At 72.4% G+C, this 9,361-nt stretch carries 9 protein-coding genes; 4 read left to right on the top strand and 5 right to left on the bottom strand.

Translation table 11 applies throughout. The features are described 5' to 3' along the window. Window positions 1–14 precede the first annotated feature (14 nt). Genes ABEA67_RS16315 through ABEA67_RS16305 form a run of 3 tightly spaced genes read left to right on the top strand, consistent with a single transcriptional unit; the run spans window position 15 to window position 2,184 of the window. Window positions 15–1,034, top strand: coding sequence for a FecCD family ABC transporter permease (locus ABEA67_RS16315; RefSeq protein ID WP_345467231.1), 1,020 nt, complete (start codon window positions 15–17; stop codon window positions 1,032–1,034). Then, window positions 1,027–1,845, top strand: coding sequence for an ABC transporter ATP-binding protein (locus ABEA67_RS16310; RefSeq protein WP_345467229.1), 819 nt, complete (start codon window positions 1,027–1,029; stop codon window positions 1,843–1,845). Before ABEA67_RS16315 ends, ABEA67_RS16310 begins: the two co-directional genes overlap by 8 nt. A 3-nt stretch (window positions 1,846–1,848) precedes the next feature. Beyond that, complete coding sequence (locus ABEA67_RS16305; protein WP_345467226.1) at window positions 1,849–2,184, top strand: (2Fe-2S) ferredoxin domain-containing protein; 336 nt, start codon at window positions 1,849–1,851, stop codon at window positions 2,182–2,184. A 191-nt stretch (window positions 2,185–2,375) separates the two neighbouring features. Here ABEA67_RS16305 and ABEA67_RS16300 read toward each other — a convergent pair whose 3' ends face one another. Both ABEA67_RS16300 and ABEA67_RS16295 read right to left on the bottom strand, forming a co-directional pair. Continuing rightward, the gene (locus tag ABEA67_RS16300; RefSeq protein WP_345467224.1) at window positions 2,376–2,792 is read right to left on the bottom strand and encodes a YybH family protein; all 417 of its coding nucleotides are present in this window, start codon (window positions 2,790–2,792) and stop codon (window positions 2,376–2,378) included. A gap of 184 nt (window positions 2,793–2,976) precedes the next feature. Next, entirely contained in the window at window positions 2,977–4,677 is a 1,701-nt protein-coding gene (locus ABEA67_RS16295; protein ID WP_345467222.1) for an HRDC domain-containing protein, read from the bottom strand. 130 nt (window positions 4,678–4,807) lie between these two features. On the opposite strand from ABEA67_RS16295, the gene ABEA67_RS16290 reads away from it, so the two are divergent. After that, complete coding sequence (locus tag ABEA67_RS16290) at window positions 4,808–5,851, top strand: hypothetical protein (protein ID WP_345467220.1); 1,044 nt, start codon at window positions 4,808–4,810, stop codon at window positions 5,849–5,851. A gap of 54 nt (window positions 5,852–5,905) precedes the next feature. Here the strand turns inward: ABEA67_RS16290 and ABEA67_RS16285 are convergent, their stop codons facing one another. From ABEA67_RS16285 to ABEA67_RS16275, 3 genes are all read right to left on the bottom strand, one after another. Further along, window positions 5,906–6,739, bottom strand: coding sequence for an isoprenyl transferase (locus ABEA67_RS16285; protein WP_345467218.1), 834 nt, complete (start codon window positions 6,737–6,739; stop codon window positions 5,906–5,908). Between the two features lie 63 nt (window positions 6,740–6,802). Further along, window positions 6,803–7,840, bottom strand: coding sequence for an A/G-specific adenine glycosylase (mutY, locus tag ABEA67_RS16280; RefSeq protein WP_345467215.1), 1,038 nt, complete (start codon window positions 7,838–7,840; stop codon window positions 6,803–6,805). A gap of 171 nt (window positions 7,841–8,011) precedes the next feature. Further along, window positions 8,012–9,349 (bottom strand): GntT/GntP/DsdX family permease, encoded by a 1,338-nt coding sequence (locus tag ABEA67_RS16275; protein WP_345467213.1) that lies wholly within the window; start codon window positions 9,347–9,349, stop codon window positions 8,012–8,014. Window positions 9,350–9,361: the final 12 nt, after the last annotated feature.

Here is a 9,361-nt window from a genome sequence, read left to right as displayed (position 1 = left end):
GGAAGCCTTGAGCTATGAGCTATGAGCAGGAAGGGCGGGTGCTGGTCCCGCCCGTTCCGCGCCGCCTGGGGCGCACCGCCGTGCTGGTGCTGGTGCTGCTGGGGGCCGTCGTGCTGGCGGTGGGTCTGGGCAGCGTGACCATTCCGCCCGGCGAGGTGCTGGGGGCGCTGTGGCGGGGCATCACAGGGGCCGAACTCGCCGGAAACGACGTCATCGTGTGGCAGCTTCGCCTACCGCGTGTGGTGATGGGCGTGGTGGTGGGGGCGTGCCTGGCGGTGTGCGGGGGGGCGTTTCAGGGCGTCTTTCGCAACCCGCTGGCCGACCCCTACCTGCTGGGCGTGGCGAGCGGCGCGGGGCTGGGGGCGGCGGTGGGCATCGTGGCGGGGTGGCCGCGCGGCACCATTCCGCTGGCCGCACTGGTGACGGCGCTCGCGGCGGTCGCCGTGACGCTGGGTCTGGCGCGCGAGGGCCGGCGCTTTCCGCCCACGCGCCTGATTCTGGCGGGGGTGGTGGTGGGCAGCGTCCTGAGTGCCCTGACCACCTTCCTGATGCTGGGCGGCGAGGACCGGGCGCGGCGGGTGCTGGCCTACACCCTGGGCGACCTGGGCTTCAGCGGGTGGCCCGACATCGCGGCGGTGCTGCCCTACGCCGCCGTGGGCTGCGGCGTGCTGATGCTGCTGGGCCGGGCGCTCGACACCCTGCAACTGGGCGACCTGACCGCCCGCAGCCTGGGCGTGCCGGTCGAGCGGCTGCGGCTGCTGGTGGTGGTCGCCGCCAGCCTCGCCACCGCCGCCGCCGTCGCCTACGTGGGCATCATCGGCTTCGTGGGCCTGATCGTGCCGCACGTGGTCCGGCTGGTCTGGGGCGCGAGCCACCGCGTGCTGCTGCCCGTCTCCGCCCTGCTGGGGGGCACCCTGCTGGTGCTGGCCGACCTGCTGGCACGCACCACGCCGCTCTCGCAGGTCGGGGTGGTCACGACGCTGCTGGGGGGGCCGTTCTTTCTGTGGTTGCTCAGGCGGGGAAGGTATGAGTAGGGCGGCCAGCGGCCAGCGGCCAGCGGCCAGCGCGGACACGCTGGAAGCCCGGGACCTGCACGTCCGGGCGGGGAGTTTCCCGGCGCTTCAGGGGGTGAGTGCCATCTTTCGCGCCGGGGAGTTTGCCGCCGTCGTCGGGCCGAATGGGGCGGGAAAAAGTACGCTGCTGCGGGCGCTGCTGGGGCTGAGTCGGCCGGAGGCAGGGGAGGTGTGCTTGCTGGGGCGACCGCTGCGGGCGTGGCCGCGCGCCGAACGCGCCCGCACGCTGGCCTACCTTGCGCAGGGGGAGGCGCTGCCGCCCGATTCCCGCGTGCGGGACGTGGTGGCGCTGGGGCGCGGGGCGGGGGAGTGGAAATGGGGCCTGCTGCCCACCCGCCCCTGGACCCAGGCCGACGAGGACGCCGTGACGGACGCCCTCATCCGCACCGACACCCTGCGGTTCGTGGATCGGCGCGTGGCCGACCTCAGCGGCGGCGAGCGCCAGCGCGTGGGTCTGGCCCGTGCCCTGGCCGCGCAGCCCCGCTTCCTGCTGCTCGACGAGCCGACCAACCACCTCGACCTCGCCTATGGCCTGGACGTGATTCGCCACGCCCGCCGCGAGGCCGCCGGGGGCCTGGGCGTGGTGGCCGTGCTGCACGACCTGAACCTCGCCGCCCGCGCCGACCGGCTGCTGCTGCTGTGCGGGGGCCGCGTGTTGGCGCAGGGCACGCCCGACGAGGTGCTGACCCCCGCCCACCTGCACGCCGCCTATGGCCTGCGCGTCCGCGTGCTGCACGACGAGGGCCGCCCCCTCATCCTCCCGGAGGACTGACCCATGCCCCCCAAATTCTTTCCCACCCGCGGGCACCTGCTGGTCTGCCAGGGCCAGAATTGCCAGGCACGCGGTTCCGCGCTGCTCTACAAAGCCCTCTGGAACCACCTCGAACGCACGTCCCTCGCCTACTACAAGAAGGGCGGCAGCGTCCGCCTCACCGAGAGCGGCTGCCTGGGCGCGTGCAGCTATGGCCCAGCCCTGTGCGTCTACCGCCACAAGGGCGGCGGGCTGGAAGAAGGCTGGTACGCCGCCGCCGACTTCCCCCTGGCCGCACGGGTCGCGCAGGCCGTCCACGAGGAGGCGGAGTTGCCGGAAGACCGGAAGTACGGGCTGTAGAAGCGCGGAGGCTGCCTGTGCTTGCGAGCGGGTTACATGACAAGTGGGAACGTGGAGGCCATTTCCCAGAAAGGGGAACCACCCCACCTGACTAAGCCTCTCGTGCGCTCCCGCCGCGTTTCCAGCCCACCCAAAGGCAAAGCCCTGGCGAATGAGGCCGGGGGTTTTCTCCTTTGGGCAAGCACACGGCGTCAGCGTTGGAGGATGACCCTCCCCGTCTCGAAGTCGGCGGGTGCCGAGCTGTGTTCATGGACGATTTTCCAGCCGTCGCCCTGTTGCCGGAGCACGCAGGTCAGGCGGTTGTGCATGGCCCGCAAGGTGTTGCCCTCGGCCGATACACCCGTGTAGGTCACAAAGGCACGAATCACCGCCAGCCCGTCTGCTAGGGTCGTTTGCACATCTTCCAGAGCCACGACCACCCGCTCGGTGCCCAGTGAGGCGAACCAGTTCGTGACCATCCCGCGCCAGGCGTCGGCTCCGTCATACGACCAGCTTCCCCACATGTCGAAGACACACACGTCCTCGTCGTACAGGGACAGGAGGGCGTCGACGTCTTTTGCGTACACCGCGGCCCTGTAGGCCTCCAGCACCTGCTCTGGCTTCGTCATGGTGTTCCTATCCTATGATTTGATTATGTTATGACGCAAGGAATCGGGAGATTTTTTGTTAGAAGTGAAGAACCTGGTGCTGGGACAGTTTCATCCTGGGAGGGAGAAAGAGAACCGGGAACCTGGCTGGAAGACGTGCTCCAACCTGCCCCCGGCTCTGGGTGAGGGTTCACTTTTCCCGGCCCTACCCCCGCACCACCTCCAGAATCTTTTCCCCGTACTTCCTGAGCCGCTCCGGTCCCATGCCGCGCACGGCCTTCAGGTCGTCCATCGTGTAGGGCACGCGGCGGGCGATTTCCGCGAGGGTGGCGTTGCTGGCGATGATGAAGCGGCTGACCTCCTGGCGCTTGGCCTCGGCGTTGCGCCACTCGCGCAGCCGGGCATAGACGGCGGCCTGCTCGTCGGTGAGGTCGGCGGCCGGGTCGGCCCCGCCCCCCTCACGCGCGCTGGGCAGGTCGGGCGTGAGGTCGGGCGCGGCGGGGGCGGGTTCCGGTTCGGCGGCGGGAGGTTCGGCCGCCTGGGGTTCTTCGGGCTGGGCCTCGGGTTCCGGCGTGGCCTCCGGCTGCGGCTCGCCTTCCTCGGCCCCGGCGGGGGCATCCGGCGCGGCCAGCGGCGGGGTCACCTCCAGCTCGGGGGCGTCCGGACCGCCGCTGATGGGCGTGGGCAGGGTGGCCTGAGTTTCCGGGGTGTGGTCGCTGTACACGATCTCGGGCGTCCAGACCTCCTCCTCAGGCGGCGCGGTGGGGACTGGTGCCGGGGCTGGGGACGCCGCGGCCTCCTCCGGCGCGTCGAAGGTGACGCGGGCGAGCGGCTCCGGGCGGTCGGGGGCCGCCGTGTCCGGGCGGGGCTGGTCCGGCTGTGTCTGGATGGGCTGGGGCTGCACAGGTTGGGGCTGAACGGGGCGCGGGGCGGGGAAGCGGGTCTCGCGGCCCCCCTCGGCCCGTTCGGGGCGGAAGCGGCCCGCGCGGTCCTCGCGGCGGGGTGGGCGCTGGTCCTGCCTCTGTTGCGGGGCGGGGTCCGGCTCAGCCGCCGCCGGGTCCTCCAGCCGCTCCCGGCCTCCGGGCGTGGCGGGCGTGTCTCCCCGCAGCAGGGCCAGGGCCGTCTCGGCCTCCTGAAGGCCGGGGGTCAGGACCACGCCGCCCTCCACGCTGCGCGCCGCGGCCAGCACGCCGCCGGGCAGCCAGGACGTGTCGGGGGCCGCGTCGGGGGGCAGCAGCAGCGCCGTGGGGCCAAAGGGGAGGGCGCGGCCCCCCAGCTGCTCGGCCAGTTGCGCGGTGGTGCGGGCGGCGCGGGCCAGGCGCAGCGGCAGGGTCGCCACGTCGCGCAGGGCCAGCGCGACCGTGATGTCGGCGGGGGCGGGAGCGGCGGGTGTGGGGGCCTGGTCCGGCCCGAACAGCAGCGCCAGCTCGCCCTCGCCGAAGCCGGTCAGCGTCACGCCGTTGCGGTACACCACGAAGGCGGCCCCGCGCCCCAGCCAGCCGCCCCCCGGCGCGAGGGTCGCGTCCACGATGACGGGCACCCCGGCCCGCTCGGCGCGGCGGAGCTGCCGCTCGTCGGGTTCGGCCAGCCACACGGCGCGCGCGCCGGTCCAGTCGGCGTCGAGCGTGGCGGCGGCCAGACCGTGCCCGGCCAGCGCCGCGCGGTTCACCCCCAGGCGCTCGTCCACCCGCAGCACGCCGGGTCCCAGCAGGGCCGCGAGTTGCCCGGCCAGCGCCGCCTCGCCCGCCAGCGTCAGGCCCCAGGCCGCGCCTTCGAGGTCGGCCAGGGCCGCCGAGAGCCGGGCGTGCGGGTCGCCGCGTTCGGCGTGCAGGCCCACCAGCCGGGCATCCGGGCGCAGCCCCAGCGGGCGCGGGGCGGAACGGGAGAGGTCAGAGGCGTCGGTCATGGCCCCATTGTGCCGCACGCCGCCCGCGAAATCGGCCCAGCCCGGCCGCCTTCCCGCGCGGCGTTGACCAAAGGTGAAGGTCGGGGGACCGGGCGCAACCCCGGCCCTGTTCGCCGCGTACCGTTGGCGTATGAAACCTTACCTGCTGACCGCCCTGCTGCTCGCCGCCCCGGCTGCCGCGGCCCAGACGCCCTCCGCGCCGTCCATCCCGGCCACGCCGCCCTCCTCCACCGCGGTGCCCGGCAGGGCCACGTCCAGCACAGCCACGCCCGGCACGGCCTCCACCCTGACCCTGCGCCTGACCGCCCAGCCGGGGGCGACGGTGCAGCTCACCTCCACCGTCCGGACGCAGATCACGCTGGAGGACCTGCGGCTGACGGGGCCAGGGGGTCAGGCGGCCAGCACCGCTGAGGCCGCCAGCTTGCGCGCCGATATCCAGCGCGGGCTGAACGCGGCCTCGGCCCAGGCGGCAGTCAGCAAGACCTTTTACCGGGTGCAGGGGCGTGCGGCGGACGGCACCGTCACCCTGCTGACCTCGACGGTGACGAATATGCCGGAGCAGCCACCCCTCACCGTGCGCGTGACGCAGACGGTGGCCCCGGACGGCCGCACGCGGGTCACGCGGGTCGAGAGCGATAACCCCCAGGTGCAGGCCGCGCTTCGGGGCCTCCCGCTCGACAAGCTGAGTGCCCAGGGCGACATGGGCAGCGACCTGACCGGCCTGTACGGGCAGACCTTCACCGTGGGCCAGCCCCGCACCCAGACCGGGACGTTGGACGCCCAGGCGCTGCTGGGCGGGGTCTTCGGGGGCATGGCGGCCAGCATGGGGGCGGGCGACGCGCTGGGGAACGTGAAAGCGACGCCGCTCACGGTGCGGACCACCACGACCTACCGGGGCACGAACGCGAGCGGCCAGTCTGTCTTCGACCAGCGTGGCAGCGCGGGCAACTGGACGGTGGAACTGGGCGACCTGAACAGCAAGACCGCCGCCTTCCACGTGAAGATGGAACTGCTGGACCTGACCCAGAGCGGCCAGAGCCTCTACCGCCCCGACGGCCTCCCCGCCGCGCAGAGCATGACCCAGACCCTGCGGATGCGCGCGACCTTCACCCAGCCCGACGGCTCGCAAATGCAGATGACGCTGCGCCTGAATCAGAACGTGCAGGCCCGCTGAGGTCGCAGCAGGCAGAGCGGCCCCATGCCGACGGTGGGGCCGCTCTGCCTGTGCCTATTTCCCGAAGCGCCGGTCGCGCCCCTGAAAGTCCCGCAGCGCCCGCAGGAAGTCCACCCGGCGGAACCCCGGCCAGTACACGTCGCAGAAGTAGTATTCCGAATACACGCTCTGCCACAGCATGAAGCCGCTGAGGCGAATCTCGCCGCTGGTGCGGATGATGAAGTCGGGGTCGGGGGTGCCCGCCGTGTAGAGGTGGGCGCTGATATGCTCCGGCTCCAGCGTGGCGATCACGTCCTCCAGCCCCCGGCCCGCCGCCGCCTGCTCCGAGAGGTGCTGCTTGACCGCGTCCACGATCTCCTCGCGGCCCCCGTAGCCCACGGCGATGTTCAGCAGCATGCCGTCGTACCCGGCGGTCTTGTCCTCCAGCTCGCGCAGGGCGTCGAGCACGTTGTCCGGAAACCCCCCGTGCTGCCCGATGGCCCGCACGCGCACGCGGTTGCCGTGAATCCGCGGGTCCACGGCGAGGTTGCGTGCCTCGCGGTCGAAGAGGCCCATCAGGTGCCGCACCTCGTCCGGGTCGCGGGTGATGTTGTCGGTGGACAGCACCCAGATGGTCACGGCGGGAATGCCCAGTTCCAGGCACCACTGCAACACCTCGTGCGCCTTGTCGATGCCGAACTCGTAGCCCATCTCGCGTTCCACCCCGGCGGCGCGGGCATAGCGGCGGTTGCCGTCCAGAATCAGGCCCAGGTGGCGGGGGAGTCGGCCGTGGGCCTTGACCTCGCGCGCCAGGCGCTGCTCGTAGCCCCACAGCAGGGCACCGCGCGCCGCGTCCCGCGTCTTTTTCGCGGTGCGGAGGGCGACCTTGAGGGGTTCACGGCTCGTCACGCGGGTCAGTCTACCGCCTGGGCCGGGGCGGTGCTTCCATCCAAAGGCGCACCGGGGGCGCAGTCAGGCGGGGGCGAACAGCGACGCCTGCCGCCGCTCCCACAGCCCCAGCGCCTTGTGATCCAGCCGCGACAGGGCCGCCCCCGCCACCGGCGTGCGGGCCGGGCCGCCCTGCCCGCCGTACACCGTCAGGGTGATGCGGCGGTGCGTCATCCCGTGCGTCACGGTCCCCAGTTCGCCCGTCACCGTGACGCCGAGGCGGGCCGCCAGCCGGGTCAGGGCGTCCCGCTCGCTCTCGCCTTCCGCCACCACCCCCGTCGGCAGGCCCATCAGGCCGCCCAGCAGCGTGCCCTCGCGGCGTTCCAGCACCGCTTCCCGCGCGTCACCCAGCAGCAGGGCCACCGCGCGCACCTCCCGCACCGCCGCCCGCACCTTCGGGGCCGGGAAGGTGGCCGGTTCGCCCGACCTGAAGGCCACGCACCACGCCGCGAGGGCACACTCGCCGCACCTCGGCGCTTTTGGCGTGCAGACCGTCGCGCCGAGGTCCATCACGGCCTCGTTCCAGGCCCCGGGGCGCGCCGGGTCCAGCAGTTCGTCGGCCCGCGCCTGCACCCAGGCCTCGGTGGGCTGCCGCTCGCCATGCAGTCGGGCCAGCACCCGGCGCACGTTCCCGTCGTTCACGGCCCGCGCCTCCCCGCACGCCAGGCTCGCCACTGCCGCCGCCGTGTACGGCCCCACGCCCGGCAGGGCACGCCAGCCGTCGTAGGTGGTGGGTATCCCCTCCCGCGCCATCACGCCCGCCGCCCGGTGCAGGTTCCTGGCCCGCGCGTAGTAGCCGCAGCCCTCCCAGGCCTTCAGCACGGCCTCTATGGGCGCTTCGGCCAGCACCTGCACCGTCGGGAAGGCATCCAGAAACCGCTCGAAGTACACCCGCCCGCGAGCGACCTGCGTCTGCTGGAGCAGCACCTCCGACACCCAGACGCGGTAGGGGTCGCGCCGGCCTTCTGGCCCCGTCCGCCAGGGCAGGGCGCGGCCCGCGCGGCCAAACCACGTCAGCAGTGCCGAGCGCAGGGCGGGGAGGTCGGTGGGGGAGAGCGTCACCGGGGGAGTGTAGCGGGGGCGGCGCGGCCCGACCGTGTCTTCTGGCAGCCAAAACAAAAACAGACAGACGCCCCACCCGGAGCGTCCATCTGAAGGCAGGGCGTGGTCTCCAGCCCTTTGACGTAGGTGTGAATGGCGTTCACCGCAGGGGAGAGGGGGGGCGGAACGGCCCTACACCACCAGCGACAGCCCCATTACGATGGCGAAGGCGACCAGCGACAGCACCGTTTCCATCACGGTCCAGGTCTGGAGGGTTTCCTTGACGTCCATGCCCAGGTATTCCTTGACCAGCCAGAAGCCCGCGTCGTTCACGTGCGATAGGATCAGGCTGCCCGCGCCGGTCGCCAGCACCAGCAGCTCGGGGCTGACGCCGCTGGTGCGGGCCAGGATGGGGGTCATCAGGCCCGCGGTGGTGGTCAGCGCGACCGTGGCCGAGCCGGTGGCGACCCGCACCAGGGCGGCGATCAGGTACGCCAGCACCAGCGGCGACCAGTTGGCCCCGACCGCCAGGTCCGCGATGGCCTTGCCCACGCCGCTCTCGATCAGGATGTTCTTGAAGCCGCCCCCCGCGCCGATGATCAGCAGGATGCCCGCCAGCGGCAGCAGGCTCTGGCCGGTGCGGCTGAGCAGCACCTCGCGCGAGGCCCCGTAGGCGCTGCCCAGGATGCGGTAGGCCAGCAGCACGCCCAGCAGCAGCGCGATGACGGGATTGCCGATAAAGCTGATGATGTCCTGCGCCCGGCCCGCGGGCAGCCCCACCTGGGCGGCGGTCGCCAGCAGCATCAGGGCGATGGGAAACAGCACGCTCAGCAGCGTGGCCCCCAGGCTGGGCTGAAGCTGTTCGGGAACGGGCGTGGCCGGATTCACGCCGGGTTCACTCGACCGCCCCAGCTCACCGGTGGGATGCACCCGCGCGGTCAGCCAGCGCCCCAGCAGCGGCCCGGCCACGATCGCGCTGGGAATCGCCACGATGAGGCCGTAGAGGATGGTCAGGCCGATGTTGGCGCTGTAGGCGTCCACAGCGATCAGCGCGCCGGGGTGCGGCGGCACCAGCCCGTGCGTGACCGACAGCCCCGCCAGCACCGGGATACCCACCAGCAGCACCGGCTGGCGGCTGCGGCGCACCACCGTCAGGATAATGGGAATCAGCAGCACCACCCCGACTTCGAAAAACACGGTCACGCCGATGATCAGGCCCAGCACCATCATCGCCCAGGGGAGGCGGCGTGCCCCGAACAGGCCGGTCAGCCACTGGGAGAGCCGGTCCGCGCCGCCCGAATCGGCCAGCAGCTTGCCCAGAATGGCCCCCAGGCCCACGATGCCCGCCAGGTGCCCCAGCGTGCCGCCCACCCCGGTCTCGTAGGCGGTGATGACCTTGTTCAGCGGAATGCCCGTGACGACCGCCAGGAACAGGCTGGCAATCAGCAGGGCCAGGAAGGGGTGGATGCGGGCCACCGAGATCAGGACGATCACCAGCGCAATCGCCACCGCCGTGAGCGCAATCAACATGGGTTTACCTCA

This window comes from Deinococcus carri (genome assembly GCF_039545055.1).
GTDB classification, from domain to species: Bacteria; Deinococcota; Deinococci; order Deinococcales; family Deinococcaceae; genus Deinococcus; species Deinococcus carri.
Note: the sequence above shows the minus strand (reverse complement) of the source record. Positions and strands in the feature narration are given on the sequence as shown.

Coding starts and splice junctions, on each gene's coding strand:
- ABEA67_RS16275 (WP_345467213.1), bottom strand. CDS start 9,349: ATGTTGATTGCGCTCACGGCGGTGGCGATTGCGCTGGTGATCGTCCTG.
- ABEA67_RS16310 (WP_345467229.1), top strand. CDS start 1,027: ATGAGTAGGGCGGCCAGCGGCCAGCGGCCAGCGGCCAGCGCGGACACG.
- ABEA67_RS16300 (WP_345467224.1), bottom strand. CDS start 2,792: ATGACGAAGCCAGAGCAGGTGCTGGAGGCCTACAGGGCCGCGGTGTAC.
- ABEA67_RS16315 (WP_345467231.1), top strand. CDS start 15: ATGAGCTATGAGCAGGAAGGGCGGGTGCTGGTCCCGCCCGTTCCGCGC.
- ABEA67_RS16290 (WP_345467220.1), top strand. CDS start 4,808: ATGAAACCTTACCTGCTGACCGCCCTGCTGCTCGCCGCCCCGGCTGCC.
- ABEA67_RS16295 (WP_345467222.1), bottom strand. CDS start 4,677: ATGACCGACGCCTCTGACCTCTCCCGTTCCGCCCCGCGCCCGCTGGGG.
- ABEA67_RS16305 (WP_345467226.1), top strand. CDS start 1,849: ATGCCCCCCAAATTCTTTCCCACCCGCGGGCACCTGCTGGTCTGCCAG.